This window comes from Ureibacillus sp. FSL W8-0352 (genome assembly GCF_038004345.1).
GTDB classification, from domain to species: domain Bacteria; phylum Bacillota; class Bacilli; order Bacillales_A; family Planococcaceae; genus Ureibacillus; species Ureibacillus thermosphaericus.
On the sequence record NZ_JBBOQT010000001.1, the window covers coordinates 537534 to 557819 of the forward strand.

At 35.5% G+C, this 20286-nt stretch carries 16 protein-coding genes and 1 riboswitch; of the genes, 13 read left to right on the plus strand and 3 right to left on the minus strand.

The window, feature by feature from the left end:
• Positions 1 to 110: 110 nt before the first annotated feature.
• Entirely contained in the window at positions 111 to 1907 is a 1797-nt protein-coding gene (locus NST98_RS02730) for a methyl-accepting chemotaxis protein (RefSeq protein ID WP_340714367.1), read from the minus strand.
• 119 nt (positions 1908 to 2026) lie between these two features.
• Between NST98_RS02730 and NST98_RS02735 the strand changes: the two genes are divergently transcribed.
• The 6 genes from NST98_RS02735 to NST98_RS02760 all read left to right on the plus strand — a co-directional run bounded on the left by NST98_RS02735 (position 2027) and on the right by NST98_RS02760 (position 8399).
• Complete coding sequence (locus tag NST98_RS02735; RefSeq protein ID WP_340714368.1) at positions 2027 to 2254, plus strand: YozE family protein; 228 nt, start codon at positions 2027 to 2029, stop codon at positions 2252 to 2254.
• Between the two features lie 77 nt (positions 2255 to 2331).
• Positions 2332 to 3045, plus strand: coding sequence for a purine-nucleoside phosphorylase (deoD, locus tag NST98_RS02740; protein ID WP_340704052.1), 714 nt, complete (start codon positions 2332 to 2334; stop codon positions 3043 to 3045).
• A 185-nt stretch (positions 3046 to 3230) separates the two neighbouring features.
• A complete protein-coding gene (locus tag NST98_RS02745; RefSeq protein WP_340714369.1) occupies positions 3231 to 4706 on the plus strand; it encodes a lmo1851 family serine protease in 1476 nt (491 codons plus the stop codon).
• Positions 4707 to 4778: 72 nt separating this feature from the next.
• Positions 4779 to 5681, plus strand: coding sequence for a CobW family GTP-binding protein (locus tag NST98_RS02750; protein ID WP_340714370.1), 903 nt, complete (start codon positions 4779 to 4781; stop codon positions 5679 to 5681).
• Between the two features lie 229 nt (positions 5682 to 5910).
• Entirely contained in the window at positions 5911 to 6882 is a 972-nt protein-coding gene (locus tag NST98_RS02755) for a CAP domain-containing protein (protein ID WP_445684022.1), read from the plus strand.
• Between the two features lie 440 nt (positions 6883 to 7322).
• On the plus strand, positions 7323 to 8399 hold the full coding sequence (locus NST98_RS02760; protein WP_016839360.1) for an undecaprenyldiphospho-muramoylpentapeptide beta-N-acetylglucosaminyltransferase: 1077 nt from the start codon (positions 7323 to 7325) through the stop codon (positions 8397 to 8399).
• 349 nt (positions 8400 to 8748) lie between these two features.
• Here NST98_RS02760 and NST98_RS02765 read toward each other — a convergent pair whose 3' ends face one another.
• Positions 8749 to 9297, minus strand: a complete 549-nt coding sequence (locus NST98_RS02765) for a GNAT family N-acetyltransferase (RefSeq protein WP_340714371.1) — start codon at positions 9295 to 9297, stop codon at positions 8749 to 8751.
• Between the two features lie 668 nt (positions 9298 to 9965).
• On the opposite strand from NST98_RS02765, the gene NST98_RS02770 reads away from it, so the two are divergent.
• The 7 genes from NST98_RS02770 to NST98_RS02800 all read left to right on the plus strand — a co-directional run bounded on the left by NST98_RS02770 (position 9966) and on the right by NST98_RS02800 (position 19231).
• A complete protein-coding gene (locus NST98_RS02770) occupies positions 9966 to 10637 on the plus strand; it encodes a response regulator transcription factor (protein WP_340704048.1) in 672 nt (223 codons plus the stop codon).
• A complete protein-coding gene (locus NST98_RS02775; protein WP_340714372.1) occupies positions 10634 to 12025 on the plus strand; it encodes a HAMP domain-containing sensor histidine kinase in 1392 nt (463 codons plus the stop codon). Before NST98_RS02770 ends, NST98_RS02775 begins: the two co-directional genes overlap by 4 nt.
• 198 nt (positions 12026 to 12223) lie before the next feature.
• Positions 12224 to 15028, plus strand: coding sequence for a 2-oxoglutarate dehydrogenase E1 component (locus NST98_RS02780; RefSeq protein WP_340714373.1), 2805 nt, complete (start codon positions 12224 to 12226; stop codon positions 15026 to 15028).
• Positions 15029 to 15085: 57 nt separating this feature from the next.
• The gene (gene odhB / locus NST98_RS02785; protein ID WP_340714374.1) at positions 15086 to 16333 is read left to right on the plus strand and encodes a 2-oxoglutarate dehydrogenase complex dihydrolipoyllysine-residue succinyltransferase; all 1248 of its coding nucleotides are present in this window, start codon (positions 15086 to 15088) and stop codon (positions 16331 to 16333) included.
• 134 nt (positions 16334 to 16467) lie between these two features.
• A riboswitch (Lysine riboswitch) is annotated at positions 16468 to 16645 on the plus strand.
• Positions 16646 to 16748: 103 nt separating this feature from the next.
• The gene (locus tag NST98_RS02790; RefSeq protein ID WP_340714375.1) at positions 16749 to 17612 is read left to right on the plus strand and encodes a transporter substrate-binding domain-containing protein; all 864 of its coding nucleotides are present in this window, start codon (positions 16749 to 16751) and stop codon (positions 17610 to 17612) included.
• A gap of 130 nt (positions 17613 to 17742) precedes the next feature.
• Positions 17743 to 18489: an amino acid ABC transporter permease gene (locus NST98_RS02795; protein WP_340714376.1), complete on the plus strand. Its 747-nt coding sequence runs from the start codon at positions 17743 to 17745 to the stop codon at positions 18487 to 18489.
• A 4-nt stretch (positions 18490 to 18493) separates the two neighbouring features.
• The gene (locus tag NST98_RS02800) at positions 18494 to 19231 is read left to right on the plus strand and encodes an amino acid ABC transporter ATP-binding protein (RefSeq protein ID WP_016839211.1); all 738 of its coding nucleotides are present in this window, start codon (positions 18494 to 18496) and stop codon (positions 19229 to 19231) included.
• A gap of 263 nt (positions 19232 to 19494) precedes the next feature.
• On the opposite strand, the gene NST98_RS02805 is transcribed toward NST98_RS02800, so the two are convergent.
• Complete coding sequence (locus NST98_RS02805) at positions 19495 to 20253, minus strand: alpha/beta fold hydrolase (protein ID WP_340714377.1); 759 nt, start codon at positions 20251 to 20253, stop codon at positions 19495 to 19497.
• Between the last annotated feature and the right edge of the window lie 33 nt (positions 20254 to 20286).

Genomic DNA, 20286 nt, shown 5'->3' on the forward strand with positions numbered 1-20286 from the left:
GAATCTTCACTCAAAGGAATGCGCCCATCTTTTTCCGTATTCTTCCATAACCTCAGTTTTTTCTATAAAGAATTATCTCTATCTATGAAAAGTCTAATTAAAAGTCCCTATTATATTTTAAACTCGCTAACTAGATTTCTTAAATCATCTGCTTGTTTTGCAAGTTCTACTGCACTGGCATTGATTTCCTCCATTGCAGCGGAACCTTGCATCGCAGCATGTGCCGATCTTTCCGTTGCAAGGCTTGTGTTTTGACTGAGAGCATTGACTTCTTGGAAAGATGTTGTCAAGTCATTGACAATTTTTAAAGTAGAACTAATCTTTTCAACCATCGAAATAATAATATGTGTTGTCTTATTTGTTTGAGATAGGATGCCATTTAATACTTCATTTGTTTCATTCGTTACTTCCACACCACGAGAAATGGATTCTACGCCTTTTGCATTTTGCAACACAATTGTATTAATTTCATCTTGAATAGAATGAACAATTTTTGCCACTTCTTTTGCTGCTTCTTGCGATTGGATGGCGAGTTTCTTCACTTCATTACTTACTACTGCAAAACCTTTTCCATGTTCTCCAGCACGAGCAGCTTCAATTGCTGCATTTAAAGCAAGCAAATCTGTTTGTTCTGCAATAGCTGTTATCGTTGAGATGATGGATGTGATATCTTTTGATTTTTGTCCTAGGGCTTCAACTGTTGAAGTAGTGTTTTTCATCGTGTCTTCAATGAAATGAATGACATTTGTCGAATCTTTTACTGATTGGCTGCCGTTTTGAGCAGCTGATTGCATTTCTTTTGCTGCTTTTTGAACTTCATATGCTTCATCATTTAATTCAACCATTGACTGTTCAAGTGCTTTCATTTTTAATGCAGCTTCATTCATTCGTTCGATTGTCGAGCTGGAATCATTTGCAATATCATGGGTAGAACTTGCAATTTCATCAATTGATTTTGCATTTTCTTCTGCTAATGCCATTAATTCTTGAGAACTAGATGAAACATGCTCAGCTAAGCTGGCCACTTTTTTTACTAATTTTGAAATTGATTCGATTAACAAGTTTGTGGAGTGGGCAATTTCAGCAAATTCATCTTTTGTCGCTACTTTCACCCGTCTCGTTAAATCTCCTCCAGCATGGGCGATATCAAGAATGGAATGATTAATTTTCGCTGTATTGATTCGAATAGAACGGAATAACAGATAACTAAAGAAAACAGCGATAAACAATGAAAATGATGATAGACAGATGAAGGCGATGCGCGAGAATTTTGCAAAGTTTTCGATTTCTTTGATTGTTTTTTCGTTTTTGTCTTCTAATAAATGCAACAACTCATCAGCATGTTTTTCGATATTATTTTTAATGGCAGGTCCTTCACTTCTTTCCATTAAACGAACGGCTTGTTCATAACTGTAATATTGTCTTGTTTCAATAATTCCTGTAGATGCGTACAAATATGAGCGAAAAAATTGTTGAATGTAACTGACAAGCTTGAATTCTTCCGGGCGATGTTCAAAGTTTTTGCTAAGTTCGATGAGTTGATTTTCAATTAATTGCTTTGTTGTATTATATTTATTTAAGTTTTCTTCATCCCCGTAAATGAGAAACGCTTGTTCAAAAATTGTCAAATTCGCAATGTTATTTGCTAATTGATTGATTTCCCTTTGTTCCTTTAAGTTTACTTCTGCAAAATGATTTAAGTTTTGCTGTAGTCTAGTTATGTTAATATAGGATAGAATAAGCATGATAACGATAATTGTAATGAGTATTGCATAGGTCAGTACAATTCGACCACGAATTGTGTGATAGAAACGGCCTTTCGTAGGACTTTTCGTTTGGTGTTTTTTCCCTTTTGCTTGAACTTTTTTTGTGGATTGATTATTCATTTTCTGTACTTTTACGGTCATTTTTGTAAACATCCCCTTTAAAAAATGCTGTTTCCATGTATTGCTATCTTCAAATCTATTCTACTATAAAATGTTAAAAAGTCCTACATAAATTTAACTAGATAGGCGGGAGGTACTGAATGAGTCAAAGTTTTTATCAATTTGTCCTTTCTTATCGTGGAGGAGATCTATCGGATCCAAAAACTCGGTTTGCTGAGAAAATGTTCCAAGATCACAGTTTTCCCAAAATTAGCCGTTCTTTTGAAGAGCTTTCCAGTTACATTGAAACATTAGCAGATGATGATTTATCCACGAATACTTTTGACGAACTATGGGAAATTTATCGCATAAAAAATGATAGTGAATGAGTAACAAATTATTCATTGCATAATTTTTGAAAAATAAGTATATTTTAGTTTGAAATCATTGAAATGAGGGGAAGCCATTGAGTATTCATATTAATGCGAAACCTGGAGAAATTGCAGATATTGTTTTACTTCCTGGAGATCCGTTACGAGCAAAATATATTGCAGAAAAATTTTTAGAAAACGCGACATGTTATAATGAAGTGCGCAACATGTTTGGATTTACAGGAACGTATAAAGGTCACAGAATTTCCGTGCAAGGAACGGGAATGGGGGTTCCGTCCATTTCTATTTATATTACGGAATTAATGCAAGATTATGGAGTAAAAAAATTAATTCGTGTTGGTACTTGTGGCGCTCTGCAAAAAGATGTAAAAGTGCGGGATGTGATTTTAGCCCAATCCGCTTCCACAGATTCCAAAATGAATGAAATTATTTTTAATGGAATTGACTTTGCGCCTACAGCTAATTTTGATTTGCTATTAAAAGCTTATAACGCTGGATTGAAAGCTGGTTTGAATTTGAAAGTTGGTAATGTTTTTACAGCTGATATGTTTTATTCTGATGAAAATCAAAATGAAAAGTTAGCGCGTTATGGGGTTTTAGCAGTGGAAATGGAGACAGCAGCCCTTTACACATTAGCTGCTAAGTACGGAAGGCAAGCCCTTTCCGTATTGACAGTTTCAGATCATATTTTGACAGGCGAAATTACGACTGCAGAAGAAAGGCAAACAACGTTTAATGATATGATTCAAGTGGCGTTAGAAGCTGCAATAGAAAATGAATCAGTCTAAAAAATATTTATTAACATTTTGATATAGAATTTAAATATTGGATTTTGCTGTCACATATAAATTCAATGAAACTAAAAATATGTTGACTGTCATTAAATATTGACAGTCTTTTTCTTTTCGGAAAAGCTGGAAACTGTTAATATGGAAATATCGTAAAAGAAAGTGTATATGAGAGTGGTGAAACTATGGAAGAACAAAATCAACAAGAGAAAGAAATACAACAAGAACAAGTCAAACCAGCTACGAGATTTATTCGGTTAAAACCATTTACTTTTATTATGATGATGTTTTTAACAATTCTTTTCACATCAGTATTAACGATATTTGCATTAACTTTTGGAGATGAAAAAGTTGTAGAAGTAGCGGTTCCAGTTGAAAGAGAAGAATTTTCACAGCTATACGATGCCTATGATGAACTAAAAGAAAAATATTATACGGAAATAGATGATGAAAAAATTATTCACGGTGCCATTAATGGTATGTTTGACGCACTAGACGATCCATATTCTGATTACATGGAAAAAGAAGAAGCAGAACAATTTAATTCTGATCTTTCATCGAGTTTTCAAGGAATCGGTGCAGAAATTCAAGAACGAAATGGAAATATTATTGTTGTTTCGCCCATAAAAAATTCACCAGCTGAAAAAGCAGGGCTATTACCTGAAGATATTATATTATCTGTAGATGGACAAAGTTTACAAGGAATGAGTGCTACTGAAGCAGTGCTCTTAATTCGCGGCCAAAAAGGAACTCCTGTCAACTTAACAATCAAGCGGGGAGAATCCGATGAATTAATTGAAATGACAATTATTCGCGATGAAATACCGATTGAAACGGTATATGGTGAAATGGGAGAGGACAAAATAGCTCATATTCAAATAACTTCTTTCAGTGATAAGACTTATGAAGAATTACTGAAGATTCTTGAACAATTTGAAGCAGAAGGTATGAAGAGCATCATATTAGATGTAAGACAAAATCCTGGTGGATATTTAAACGCTGCGATTGAAATTTCAAACTTATTTATTGAAGAAGGTAAACCGATTGTCCAATTACAAGAACGCAAAGGTGAGCCAGAAGTTGTGTTAAGTGAAGGTGGAAAAAAATATAAAATTCCAATTGTGGTGTTAATAGATAACGGAAGTGCTTCTGCTTCTGAGATACTAGCAGGAGCTTTAAAAGAATCAGCTAATGCTAAAATTGTTGGTTTGAATTCTTTTGGAAAAGGGACAGTTCAAACGGTGACTAAAATGCCAGATGGTTCAAATTTAAAATATACGACGGGCAAATGGTTAACGCCAAAAGGGAACTGGATTCATGAAAAAGGAATCAAACCAGATGTAGAAGTGCCTTATCCTGAATATATGAGTATTGCTTATGTCGATCCTAAAAATGAATTACAAAAAGGCGTTGTATCGAATTATGTAAAAGCGGCGGAACAAATGCTTGATGCCCTTGGATATAGCGTTGGAACTATCGACACTACTTTTGATGCTGCAACAGAAGCGGCAGTACTTCAGTTCCAAAAGGACAAAGGGCTAGAACGTACAGGTAAAATTTCAGGAGATACAACGTACGAATTAATGGATGCATTACGTGAAAAAATTAAAAAAGAAGATCCACACATTTTAAAAGCAAAAGAATTGCTACAAGTTCAATAATGGTTACAATGAAAAGAGCTGCATTCTTAACATTGAATGACAGCTCTTCTCTTATGAATGGAGGAATATCACGTGAAAGACGTTTATTTATTTAGCGGATTTTTAGGAAGCGGTAAAACTTCCATGTTGGTGGACGTTTTACGCCAATTGAAAGAAGAAGGCTATAAACCAGCCGTTATTATGAATGAACTTGGGGAAATGCCTTTTGATTCTCAAGCAGTGGATGATGAAGTTCCGTTAAAGGAAATACTTGACAGTTGTATTTGTTGTACTGGTGGAGAGAAAACGGAAGCTCAAATTCGAACATTGCTTTACGAAGCAGATTTTGATGTGCTGATTATTGAGACAACGGGAGCTGCACATCCTGTAGAAGCGTTGGATGCCGTATATTCTCCGTTATTTGCTGAACTGTTAAATATTAAGGGGATTGTCACGGTAGCAGACAGTAAACGATGGTTAGAGCGTGAACAGCTCACTCCACAAGCAAGAAGCCTCTTTTTGGAACAAATTCGCCATGCTCATTTGATTCTTGCCAATAAGAGCGATTTATTAACAGAAGCGGAAAAAGCAAACGTTGTGTTTGAATTGCAAGGACTTAATCCCAATACGTTTATATTGCAAACAACAAATGGACGAGTTCCTTTGAAATTACTGAAAAACATGCAAGCTACAGCATTAAATAAAGAAATAGAACCGGCTCAAATCGGCAGACATTTGCATTTAAGTTCTCGAGTGATTGAATTTCAAAAAGGCTTTACTCAAGAAGAATTTGAAGAATGGGTTAGGGGACTTCCGCCGACAGTTTATCGTATGAAAGGTTATGTACCCATTGAAGGAATGCAATATCCAATGTTATTCCAATATGCATATGGTTTAGTTCAATGGATGCCAGAATATATGAATATGCCGCCAAAAATTGTGATGATTGGCGAAGATGTACAATCTATATCAGTGATTGGTGAAAAGAAAGAATAGTTAAAGATGTAAAATTCGTAATAAAAATGACTTATTTCTATCATTCTTTCTATTTGTCAATAGATTTTTGTTAGAAATATATTTTATTGCTGTAAAATGCTGTATATTTATTTTTCTGAAAACTCTTTATATCTTTGATTCGAAAATTATTTGGTTTTTCTACCAACATATGGACCATTTTTTTCAAATTTACTCCTTTATGATAGAGGACAGAAAGGGGAGAACGATAATGAAAAAATGGTTCATTACTTTTTGCGCATTATTTTTATTTGCAACGGTTATACCTCAAGTAAGTGCAGCTGATTTAGGAGAGGGAAAATCTGGACATCTATTCGGAAACGTTCAAGTAATTAAATTTGAAAATAAAAATGGCATCATTGTTAAAACAATTGAAGAATTAGCGTTAACAGAAGTGCCATTAAAAAATGTGCCAGAAACAATTCAACTGGCGAAAAATACAGCAGAAAAAATTATTTCACAGTTGCATAAAGCAACGAAACAACCTAATCAATCTGAAAAACAAGAAAAGCCGGTAGTAAATGAAACAAAACCAACAGTGCCTACACAAAAAGAAGGTGTAAATTCTCCAAGTCAAAAGGAACAACATAATCCTTCAACTCCAGTAGAGCAAAATGTAGAAACACCTTCAAATAAAGGGTTAAATAACGAACAGTTAAAACAAATATTGGATCAATATCTAAAAGAATATCAATCAAACTTTAATGGTGAAAAAACTGTCACACCAGCGCCAACAACTCCTAGTCAACCGGTTCAAACACCAGAGGTAAAAGAAGAACCAACAATCTCTCAACCTACTAACCAAGTATCTGAATTTGAACGTCAAGTAGTGGAGTTAACGAATGCCGAACGGGCAAAAGCAGGTTTAAAACCGCTTACGATGTATGCGCCATTGATGGCAGTAGCCAAGGCAAAATCTCAAGATATGGCGAATTTAGGGTATTTCTCTCACACAAGCCCAACATACGGTAGCCCATTTGAACAAATGCGCGCGGCAGGCATTCAATATCGTGCTGCAGGTGAAAATATTGCTCAAGGTCAAAGAACTCCTGAACAGGTAGTTAATGCTTGGATGAATTCTCCAGGCCATAGAGCAAACATTTTAAATGCCAATTACACACATATTGGTGTAGGTTTCGTTGAAAATGGATACTACTGGACACAACAATTTATCCAAATGTAACGAAAACGAGTGAAAATCATCCATCTAATTGATGGATGATTTTTTTGAGCTTTTTTCGTATGGAAAAGTTTAAGAAAGCGGTAATTTAATTGTGAATATGTACCGGAGAATTTATCGCATGGGTGAAAATTCATTTATGTGGAATGGCTAATAAATGTGAGGGATTGGCCAATATATTGTCGGATTTGGCCAATATGTACCCAAGAATGACCAATATCACATAGAGTAACGCTTCATTTATTGGGATTAGCTAATAAACTACTGAAAGTGCCTAACTCTCCATAACAGAAGCATCATTTTATCCAAATGTGAAATTCCGTTGTTTCTATCGTGTTTTATGATAAAATCAGTGTTGTTGGCTTCATGTACTGCTTTAATGAAGCATAATGTAAACAAGAAGTTTGAACATAACGGAGTTTCATGAGAATAGGAGAATTTTTGTGAGCGAAAAAACAATCGTTTTAACTGGTGGGGGAACTGCTGGACACGTCTCGTTAAATGAGGCAATCATTCCTTCTCTTCAAGCGGAGGGATACACAGTTCATTACATCGGTTCACATCATGGAATTGAAAAGGAATTAATTACTGATAGTTTTCCTGAAGTTCCTTACCATAGCATTTCAAGTGGAAAATTAAGAAGATATTTTTCATTAAAAAACTTCACAGATCCTTTTAAAGTTTTAGCGGGAATCGGTCAAGCATTTTCGATTATAAAAAAAGTGAAACCTTCCATTGTTTTTTCTAAAGGTGGATTCGTTTCCGTACCAGTTGTGATTGCAGCAAAATTGTTGAATATTCCTGTAGTCATTCATGAATCGGATGTGACGCCAGGTCTTGCAAATAAATTAGCTCAACCTTTTGCTTCTCATATTTTTACGGTTTTTAAGGAAACATTAAAATATATACCTGCGAATAAAGCAACATGTACCGGTTCTGTTGTTCGGGAACAGCTGTTTAAAGGAAGCAAAATGAGGGGATTAAAACTTTGTCAATTTGAAAGCAAAAAGCCGGTGTTGCTTGTTATGGGTGGTAGTTTAGGTTCCGTCGTGTTAAATGACGCAATCCGAAGCAATCTACCAGAGCTTTTAAAGGACTACAACGTCATTCACCTTTGTGGTAAAGGGAATGTTGATTCATCCTTATTAGAATTAAAAGGATATAAGCAGTTCGAATACGTGACATCGGAATTACCAGATTTAATTAACGCGGCAGATTTTGTTGTATCGCGTGCAGGTTCAAATTCCATCTTTGAATTTTTAGCACTGAAAAAACCAATGTTACTTATTCCGTTATCATCTGCAAAAAGCCGAGGCGATCAAATTTTAAATGCAAAATTATTTAAAAATCAAGGTTTTGCAGAAGTATTGGAAGAAGAAAATTTAACGAAGCAAACTTTTTTGGAATCCCTTCAAACTTTAATTCAAAATAAAGAATCCATTTTAGAAGCGATGGCGAAAGCGGAAAGGCCGAAAACTCCGAAAGAAATGGTAAATTTAATTTTAAAATATGAAAAATAAATAAAAGAGGCTGGGACATAAACAAAAAATTAAAGGGGCAATTGAAAGAGTTTTGATAAAAAATTGATATAACGAATAATTGATTGAAGTGACGGGGCGAGTTTCTGTCGCGCACGCTTAGTCGCAAAGCGGAGCAAGTTCAAGGAAGTAAATTCAAAGCTTTCCTGCGACGAGCCCTCTCGAGACACCGCAGGAGCGAAGCAATGAGCTCCGAGGAGGCTCGAGCCGGGCCCGCGGAAAGCGTCCCCGGAACGGAAATCAATTTTAATAACATATCAAAAAAACATCATTTTCTCCTTGGAGAAAATGATGTTTTTTTAGATTTGTCCCAACCTCTTGATTTCATTTATTAAATTACTTGTTCTTCCGTATCTTCTTGCTCATGAGCCGTTACTAAATAAAATAAATCTTTTGGAATTTTATATAAATCATATTTTGCTTCGCCGGCATTAATTTCCTCATATAAAGTTGGATGTAATTCATTTGCGGAAATTACATATTGCAACTTTAAGGAGGCACGTTTCGATTTTTCATTTTCTTTCCGAATTCTTAAAAAAACGGTATGGAAATTATATTTGAAAAATATTTCGGATAAGAATTCTTTTTTTGCTAACTGATTGTATCCTTTTCCTTGGAATGGGGCGCCAATCCAAGTACCTAAAAATCCAGCGCCATCTTCAATATCATACAAACTTATTGTTCCAATGGGTTGACCCCATTCATCAAGAATCGTTCTTGATATCGTTTTGCCTAAAGCCTCTTCTTCAATAATTTGTTTTGTCATAAATAGATATTCCTCTGGGCTCGTCGCTTTATGACGAACATACGGGAAAACCGACGGGTGTATGAGTAATTGATACAATTCATTAGTTTCTAATAAATCTCGATGTTTCAGCATGTAAACGCCTCCTTTTTAGGATAGTTGCAAAAAATTTCCAATAACACGAAGAGCAACGACACCAAAAACCTAAAAGTTTAGACGTTATAAACTATAGACATGCATCCATAGTTTTCCCGTTCTAATATTCTAAAAAAATTTTGACCAGTATATCTTATAATAAATATAATCGTTCTTACAAGATTTTGTTTGAAAAAACCAGTATTTTCTGTGTAAAGTTTGTGAACGTAATAAGAAATATTCTATAAAAAAACCATCGATGTTTCAATAAATGAAATAGTTAATTGTTAAAATAGCTACATTTAGCATAACACTTCTTGCAAATGAAAAGCTGTATATGTTTTATTTATATAATACCTAGATTGAATAACTCTAAAACTAGGTAAATTTATCGAAATTCGTCATCGATATAGGGCATAAACGTAAAATATGCAGATTAGGGAAAAAAGTTACAAGGATGAAATAACTTTTTCGATAGTGGGGAGATTACAGATTATGATGAAAATTCGATCCAATCCATTAAAAAAGAGCCACAATTTAAGGTAAACTTAAATTGTGGCTTTCAAAGTTTAAGGATATATTCTTTGTGAAAAAAGTGTTAGGGGTGTCTTGTATTTGGTAATATAACCATTATTTATAAATTTATACCTTTTTGAAAGGTGATTAAAATGAAAAAAATATTATTAGTAGAAGATGAAAAAAGTATAGCCCGATTTATTGAATTGGAACTTATTCATGAACATTTTGATGTGACAACATGCAGTGATGGCAGAGAAGGCTTACAAAAAGCGCTAAATGAATCTTTCGACTGTATATTGCTTGATGTGATGTTACCTAGTCTCAATGGTGTTGAAGTTTGTCGGCGAATTCGTGCAAATTCCGATGTGCCGATTATTTTATTAACGGCTCGTGATGCGGTTACGGACAGAGTATCAGGATTGGATGCCGGTGCGGATGATTACATTGTTAAGCCTTTTGCGATTGAAGAATTATTAGCTCGAATTCGCTCTGTTTTAAGAAGAGCCAATTGGGGTGAACAACAACGAAAAGTCATTAAAGTAAGAGACCTTGAAATTGATACCGCATCCTATAAAGTAATGTTTGAAGGGAAAAAATTAGATTTAACCAAAACTGAGTATGATTTATTGAAATTGTTGTGTGAAAACAAAAACCGAGTATGTACTCGAGAGTTAATATTAGATAAGGTATGGGGACATAATATGGAAGTAGAAACAAACGTAGTAGATGTTTATATTCGTCATCTACGCTTAAAATTACAGACAGAAAAAGAACCATATATTGAAACAATTCGTGGCGTTGGGTATGTGGTGAGAGAATGAAAAAAATTAAACTATCAAAGTTCCAATTAACATTAAAACAAAAGTGGACGTTATCTACTTCACTAGTCATATTTTTTAGTTATGCGACGATTTGTATCATCATCTATTTTGCACTCTATACTTGGCTCATTCATCAAGAGGAATTAAATGCAGTCCGAACTGTTGATGATTTAACGGATTTTTTTCATACCCAAGGCCAATCGATTTCAATCAATGAATTGAAAGACAATACAGGGTTATTGAAGTCAATTGTTCATCAAAATCAAACAGTTCGTCTATATAATATGGATGGTTATGAAGTTTTGCGGATTAATGATTACTCGCCTAGTGCAAACATCAATTATCCGATTGATGAAATACAGAAAACTGTCGTTGAGAAACTATCGCTAGATCATAAAGAAGTCATTGTCGTGAACCGTTTAGTTCAAATCGGATTTTTTCAAGGAATTATTCAATTAATACACCCGCTTGACACGTTTCACTCCATGATGCGTTATGTGTTGACGGTTTTGGTAATAGCAGGAATCGGTGCATTGTTCATTGCAGTAACTATGAGTCATTATTTGGTTCATATAATAATGAAGCCGTTAAAAGATTTGCGGAATTCCATGACTCGAGTAAAAGAAAAAGGTTTTCAAGAAAATATTCATTTTACTTATCATCATGATGATGAGATTGGTGATTTGCTAAAAATTTATCGCTCCATGATGAATGAATTGGAAGTAGCTTTTATGCAGCAACAACAATTTGTTTCAGATGCATCCCATGAACTTCGCACACCCATTCAAGCGATTGAAGGACACCTGTCTTTAATTAAGCGATGGGGTAAGGATGATCCACAAGTGTTGGAAGAATCGCTGGATTTGGCAATAGATGAAGTTCAACGCATGAAGAAAATGATTGAGGAATTATTAAGTTTGGCTCGAAATGAAGGAAAAGAAGAAGCTTCTTGTGATATAGAAAAAGTTTTAAATACCGTGATTGAGGAACTTGAAGTTGTTTATTCAAATGCTAAAATGAATGTGGTGTTCGATGGCGAAAAAAGGATGGCACAAATATCTGAGAATGCGTTTGCACAAATTGTAAGAAACATTATCGAAAATGGAATTCGATATAATGAAAATATACCCATTATCCAAATACATGTTCATTATTTTACAGAAAATATTTTTATGACGATACAAGATAATGGTATCGGCATTTCAAAAGAACATTTACCTTTTATATTTGATCGATTTTATCGCGTGGATCGTTCGCGGAGTAATGGAGGTGGAACTGGACTAGGTTTAAGCATTTCAAAAATGTTGGCAGACAAGTATCAAGTGGAAATGGATGTATCGAGTTCAGTAGGAAAGGGCACAACTTTTACATTACGTTTACCTACTTAACACATTTTTTTAATTCCATTCAAAAAATTTCATCTAAATTTGTGAAAAATAGTTGTATTTTTTATGAAGAGTAGTAAGATTGAAATGGAAAAAAGGTTCTTCTCAAATTGTTATATAAATTTATATTAATAGAAGAATGATTTTTATACTTTCTATTTAAAATGTAATTGCTATTAGCAAAATTTGGAGGTTTTTCTCATGTCGAACAATGTAATTACAACTGGATCTCCTTGGTCAGTATTCTCTGGTCCGAACTTAGGGTATGTAATGGAACAATATGAACTGTTCTTACAAAACCCTGACGAAGTTGATTCGGAATTAGCTTCATTATTCCAACAATTTGGTGCTCCAGTACTAGAAGAAACTTCAAGTGGTGCGCAAGTGGCTCAAACAGGAGATTTTAACAAAGTATTGGCAGCTGTAAAATTAGCAGATGCAATACGAGCTTTTGGGCATTATGGAGCGGACGTATACCCACTGAAAGACCGTCCATTAGATTTTTCAAAAATTGAGCCACAAGCATACGGATTAACAGATGCAGATTTAGCTGAATTACCTGCTTCACTATTCTTAAATAATGTCCCTGCAAACGTTTCCAACGGTAAACAAGCGATTGATTATTTACGTTCACTTTACACTGAAAAAATTGGATTCGAATATGCACATGTAGAAGATCAATCCGAAAGAAATTGGATTCAATCAAAAATTGAATCAGGATTCTTCAAACAAAAACTATCTGCAGATGAGAAAAAAGCCGTATTAGAAAAACTTACTCGCGTTGAAAACTTTGAAAAATTCATTCATAAAACATTCGTTGGTCAAAAAAGATTCTCTATTGAAGGTTTAGATACATTAGTAATTTTAATTGATGAAATCGTAAAATCCGCAGAAAAAGATCAAATGAAATTTTTACAAATCGGTATGGCACACCGCGGACGTTTAAACATATTAACACATATCGTAAACAAGCCATACGCTATGATGTTTGCAGATTTCGCACACGTTCCAAACGATTACTTCTTCCCTGAAGATGGTTCAATTGAAATTACAAAAGGTTGGACTGGCGATGTGAAATATCACATGGGTGCAACTTATCACAAACCATCTGGATTAACGGTAAAACTTGCATATAACCCTTCACACTTAGAAGTAGTTAGTCCTGTTGTAACTGGTTCAACGAGAGCAGCTCAAGAAGATACATCTAATCCTGGAGAACCAGTGCAAGATACATCAAAAGCACTAGCTGTTCTTGTTCATGGAGATGCAGCATTTAGCGGTGAAGGAATCGTACAAGAAACATTTAACTATGCTGGAACAAAAGGATTCTCTACTGGCGGTTCCATCCACATTATCTCCAATAACATGATTGGATTTACAACAGAATATTACGATTCTCGTTCAACACACTATTCATCAGATGTAGCAAAAGGATACGGTATTCCTGTAGTGCACGTGAATGCAGATGATCCTGAAGCAGTTATTCAAGTAGCAAAATTTGCTTTTGAATATCGTCAAATGTTCGGTAAAGATATCGTAATTGACTTAATTGGTTACCGTAGATTTGGACACAATGAAACTGATGATCCGACTGTAACAAATCCAAAAACATACTTAATTGTTGATAAACATCCTACAGTTCGTGAACTTTATGGTGAACGAGTTGTAAATGAAGGCATTGTAACAAAAGAATTCGTAGAACAGTTAAACCAAGAAATTTACGGCGAAATGCAAAAAAGTTACGATCATGTTAAAGCAGTAGGCGAAGAAAAGGGTCATCATCTCGAAGTGGAAATTCCTGAAGAGGTAAGACAACCTTATCCACAATTAGAAACAGGTGTTTCTGCTGAAGAATTAAAACAAATTAACGAAGAATTGTTAGCATGGCCTGAAAACTTTGAGCCTCAAAACAAATTAGCAAGAATTCTAAAAAGACGTGTTGAAGCGCTAGAAACAGGAAAAATTGACTGGGGTCATGCAGAAACATTGGCATTTGCATCAATTTTACGTGAAGGAAACCCAATACGTCTGACTGGGCAAGATGCTCAACGTGGTACTTTCTCGCAACGCCATTTAGTACTACATGATAAAAATAACGGTTCTGAATGGACGCCATTACACAATATTTCAGGAGCTAAAGCTTCCTTTAGTGTATTCAATTCTCCATTAACAGAAGCGGCAATCGTGGGTTATGAATATGGTTATAACCTTGAAAATGAGAAAGCATTAACAATTTGGGAAGCACAATTCGGGGACTTCGCAAATATGGCTCAAGTAATGTTTGATAACTTCATTACAGCTGCTCGTTCTAAATGGGGTCTTAAATCTGGATTAGTTCTTTTATTACCAAATGGTATGGAAGGACAGGGGCCAGAACACTCTGCAGCACGCATTGAACGTTACTTGCAATTATGTGCTGAAAATAACTGGATTGTTGCAAACTGTTCAAACGCTGGAAACTACTTCCACTTATTACGTCGACAAGCGAAAATGCTTGGAACTGAAGGAGTGCGTCCATTAGTAGTTGCAACACCAAAATCATTATTGCGTCATCCATTAGCTGCAGCTACATTAGAGCAATTATCTGAAGGAAAATTCGAAGAAGTCATTGAACAACCTGGACTCGGACAAAATCCTAAAAAAGTGGAACGCATTATTTTAGCTTCTGGTAAAGTGACAATTGACTTAGCAGAAGCAATTAAAGACGGTGAAGGATTCGAAAAACTTCACATCCTTCGCATTGAACAATTATATCCATTCCCAATGGAAAAACTTTCTGAAATCATTGCGAGATACCCTAACGCGAAAGAAATTGTTTGGGTACAAGAGGAACCTAGAAACCAAGGTCCTTGGAAATTTGCCTTAGAATACTTACTTGAATTAGCTGAAGGCAAAAAAGTACGTTATGTTGGACGTCCAGAAATGTCTTCTACTTCAGAAGGTGACATGGATTCACATAAAGTTGCTCAAGCTAAAGTAATTAACGACGCTTTAGCAGATTTGTAATCTTGCATAATTTACGTTAAGATTTAACAGTGTTGAGAATTAAAGGAGGATATAAAAGTGGCTGAAATTAAAGTCCCTGAATTAGCAGAATCGATTACGGAAGGTACAATTGCACAATGGGTGAAAAAAGTTGGAGATCGCGTTGAGAAAGGCGAATTCATCGTTGAATTAGAAACAGATAAAGTAAATGCAGAAATTATTTCTGAAGAAGCAGGAGTATTAACTCAAATTTTAGCTGAAGAAGGCGATACAGTATTAGTTGGCCAAACAATTGCGATCGTTGAGCCTGTTGAAGGTGGAGCTGAACCTACTCCAGCACCTCAAGCAGAACCTGAAAAAGAAGCGGTTAAAGAGGAACAACCACAAGCTCCTCAAGCACAACCAGCACAAGCTGCACCGGTTGTTGAGGAAACATCTAATGAGCGCGTAGTAGCTTCTCCAGCTGCACGTAAACTTGCTCGTGAAAAAGGCATTGATTTAGCAGCTATTTCACCAGTAGATCCACAAGGCCGAGTTCGTGTACAAGATGTTGCTGCCCATGCTGCAAAACCAGCACAACCAGTGCAAGCAGCACAACCTGTAGCACCTGCTGTAACTGTAGATGAATCTCGCGTTACAGTTGAAAGAATGAGCCGTCGACGTCAAACAATTGCAAAACGTCTTCTTGAAGTTAAACAAAATACGGCAATGTTAACAACATTCAACGAGATTGACATGACAAACGTGATGGAACTTCGCAAACGCAAACAAGAACAATTTGTGAATGAGAATGGTATAAAACTTGGATTCATGTCATTCTTCACAAAAGCAGTAGTTGCTGCATTGAAAAAATATCCTTATGTAAATGCACAAATTGTTGGCGATGAAATTCATAAATTTAACATTTATGATATCGGTATTGCGGTATCTACAGAAGAAGGTTTAGTAGTTCCAGTTGTACGTGATGCAGATCGCAAAAACTTCGCTGAAATTGAAAGAGAAATTGCTGAACTTGCTCAAAAAGCACGTGAAAAGAAATTAGCAATTTCTGATTTACAAGGCGGAACATTTACAATTACAAACGGCGGTATCTTTGGTTCATTAGCTTCAACACCAATTATCAATGGTACGCAAGCTGGTATCCTTGGTATGCACTCAATTGTAAACCGTCCAGTAGCTGTAAACGGACAAGTTGAAATTCGTCCAATGATGTATGTGGCACTTTCATACGATCATCGAATCATTGATGGTAAAGATTCAGTTGGATTCTTAAAAACAGTTAAAGAATTAATCGAAAATCCTGAAGATTTACTTCTAAATTCATAAGAAAATGTAAAATATACTCCCCAATTCTTTTTGGGGAGTATATTTGGTACTATTAAACTTTTCCTATTTGTTATTGACAAGTAAACACCATTTAGGTTATGCTTCTCTTAACAATTGAATATTCTAGCCTCACTTGGTAGGGTAGAGGCGCGGTATTTATTAGTTTCTCATGGAGCTTGAGCGAGTGAAGAAGTGGGAAAGAAGGAAATATCGCCGAAGTGTAGTTATTTGCTCAGATAACTATGCTGGGGTTACAGTGAATAACTGTAACACTGTCTTACATGTTTATATGTAAGGTGTGCTATTCCAAAGTGGAACTAGAGGTATTAGTCTAACAAATTGATGCGACCTTAAGTTCTTCTTAGGTCGCTTTTTATTTGTGAAGCTAAGCGAAACAGAGACAGGGGGAATTAAGATGAGAAAGAAATTATTGCTACTTTTCATAACCATGATGACGGTTCTCGTTCTTGCAGCATGTGGTTCAGGAAACAAAGAATCAACAGGTGGAGAATCGCAAAAAGATTCAGAATCCTCATCCGAGTCAAAAAGTGTATTAAGAGTAGGTATGGAAGCTGCTTATGCACCATTTAACTGGTCTCAAAAAGATGACTCAAATGGAGCAGTTCCTACTGCAGATTCTAAAGAGTTTGCAAACGGTTACGATGTTCAAATCGCAAAACGTATTGCTGAAGGATTAGGGATGGAGCTTCAAATTGTAAAAACTGACTGGGATGGTTTAATTCCATCATTACAATCAGGTGCAATTGATGCAGTTATTGCGGGTATGTCACCTACTCCTGAACGCATGGAAGTAATCGATTTTACAGACAACTATTATACGAGTGATTTCGTAATTGTTGTGAAAAAAGATGGTCCATATGCAAATGCAAAATCGATTCATGATTTTGAAGGGGCTAAAGTAACAGCACAACAAGGTACTACTCACTACAAAGTAATCGATCAAATGACTGGCGTTAATAAACAAGTACCAGCTACAGATTTTGGCCAAATGCGAATCCAATTATCTTCTGGTGCAATTGATGCTTATATTTCAGAACGTCCAGAAGGGATGTCTGCTGAGGCAGCAATTGAAGGATTTACTTACATTGTTCCAGAAGACGGATTTGAGGCTGATGAATCTGATACAGCAATCGCTGTTGGCTTGAAAAAAGGTTCGGACTTAAAAGATAAAATTAACGAGATTTTAGCTGGTATTACGGAAGATGAACGTCATCAAATCATGGAAGAAGCTATTAAAAATCAACCATCACAACAATAGTGTGGTGAAAGGTTGTCTTGAGATTCTCTATAAGACAACCTTTTTCCATTTTCCTTCCCTGTAAAGTTATTTACTGTCCTTAACTTTAATTCTTCTAAGTGCGAACAAAAAACAATAAGGGGATTTCTTTATGTCTTTCTTAGAAACAGTTTGGAATATTTTTCAGAATAACTGGGATTTGTTTTTGCGAGGAGCATGGATTGCATTAATTCTTGCGATATTAGGTACGATTTTTGGTGCGATTATCGGATTTTTCATCGGGGTTATGCACACGATTCCATTGCAAAAAAAATCCTTTAAAACATATGTATTAAAAACTATTAATTTTATACTAACTTGCTATGTTGAACTATTCCGTGGCACTCCAATGATGGTACAAGCGATGGTTGTGTTCTACGGACTCTATGCCATTGATATTCAATTAAATCGCTTTGTTGCTGGTTTAATTGTTATCAGCTTAAATACAGGTGCTTATATGGCAGAGTATGTGCGTGGTGGAATTGTTTCAATCGATAAAGGACAATACGAGGCCAGTGAAGCGATTGGTATGAATCATTTTCAAACAATGTTCTACATTATCCTTCCTCAAGTAGCTCGCAATATTTTACCAGCGACTGGTAACCAGCTCGTTATGAATATAAAGGACTCTTCTGTACTAAGTGTCATTAGTGTAGTTGAATTATTCTTTACAACGAACTCTGTTGCGGGTAGTACATATCGTTATGCAGAAGCATTCTTAATTGCCTGTGTATTGTACTTCATTATGACATTCACTGTAACTCGTATTCTTCTTTGGTTTGAGAAGAAAATGGATGGACCTGATTCGTACCGAGTGGAGCTTGTGACAGGAAACAAGCCGATAAAGGATGGTGAGTAATGCTATGACAGTGGTCATTGATATCAAACATTTAAATAAAACATTCGGCAATCATGAAGTATTGAAAGATGTCAATTTCCAAGTAAGAAAAGGGGAAGTTGTAACGTTAATTGGAGCTTCAGGATCAGGAAAATCCACATTATTGCGTTGCATTAACTTGCTGGAAACTCCTACAGGCGGTGAGATTATTTTTAATGGAGAAAATATTTTAACGGAAGGTTACAATAAAGAAAAATATCGTACGCACTTAGGTATGGTATTCCAGCAGTTTAACTTATTTAATAACTTGGATGTATTAGGGAATTGTATAGTCGGACAAGTAAAAGTATTGAAACGTTCAAAAGAGGAAGCCATAAACAATGCGATGAAATATTTAACGATTGTTGGAATGGATCGCTATAAGAATGCGCGACCTCGACAACTTTCAGGTGGACAAAAACAGAGGGTTGCCATTGCAAGAGCTTTAGCAATGGATCCAGACGTGATGCTATTTGATGAACCGACTTCTGCCCTTGACCCAGAAATGGTAGGGGAAGTATTAAAGGTTATGCGAGACCTTGCGAAGGCCGGAAATACAATGTTAATTGTTACCCATGAAATGGAATTTGCAAAAGAAGTTTCAGATCGTGTCGTGTTTATGGATAAAGGGGTCATCGTTGAAGAAGGGCCTCCTGAACAAGTACTAGTCAACCCAATACACGAAAGAACAAAAGAGTTCTTAAGACGAACATTAAATAAATAAGATGGAACGGGGCTGTCTAGAAAAGTCAATCACTTTCTGAACAGCCTTATTTCTTAATACTAATATTCTCTTGAAAACTTTGCTCCTGCGGTAGTCACATCAAACGCGCCTCCTCGTCGCAATTTATCTGAGGTTGAGCATGTGCGACAGCCGCAATTTATCTGCGGCGAAAGCGCTAGCGACAGCCGCAATTTATCTGCGGCGAAAGCATGTGCGACAGCCGCAAAGGAGGCGTCTTGAAATGACTTGTCAGACGCGCCCTTTTAACTTACTTTATTTTGAAATTGTTTGATATGTTGAGCAATGGCTAAATTGAATAGTTCTGGTCGTTCGATATTCGACAAATGTCCTGTATTTTCAAAAATAATTAAATTGGAAGACTTAATCATGTAATGCATTAAATAGGCATTTTGAATAGGTACTACTTTATCTTCTAGAGAACCAATGATCAGTGTTGGCACATTAATGGTCAATAAATCATAAAAATAGTTTCTTCCAAAAGCTGATTGAACCGATTGTAAATACGTATCTTTTCGAATGTGAAAAGCATTCTTTGCTAATTCATAAACCTTTTGTTCTTCAGGATTGTATAAACATTTTTTGATGAGCCGTTCATTCAGTTGTTCGAGTGACGATTTTTTTAAAAATCGTTTTGTTTTTTCAAGAGTAATATTCCCAAGCAAAGTAGGAATATAGTAAGTCGTATTACATAAAATGAGTGATTTTACACGCTTTTTAAAACGCTTACATATTTCTAGTGCAACGATTCCACCGAGTGATAGACCAACAAAATGTGCTTTTTCGATATTTAAATAATCTAATACTTCAATTATGTCTTTTGCAAAAAATTCGACATTGATATTTTCTTTTTCTGGAGAGTCACCATGTCCTCTTAATTCGATGATAATTAATCGATATTGTGTAGTTAGTTCCAATTGGGGAGCCCAAGCTTGTATGCGGTTACCTAATCCATGAATAAAGACTATTTCTTCACCTTTCCCAACATCTAAGTAGTTTAACATCACGATCACCTATTTCATCAGCGTATGTTGAGA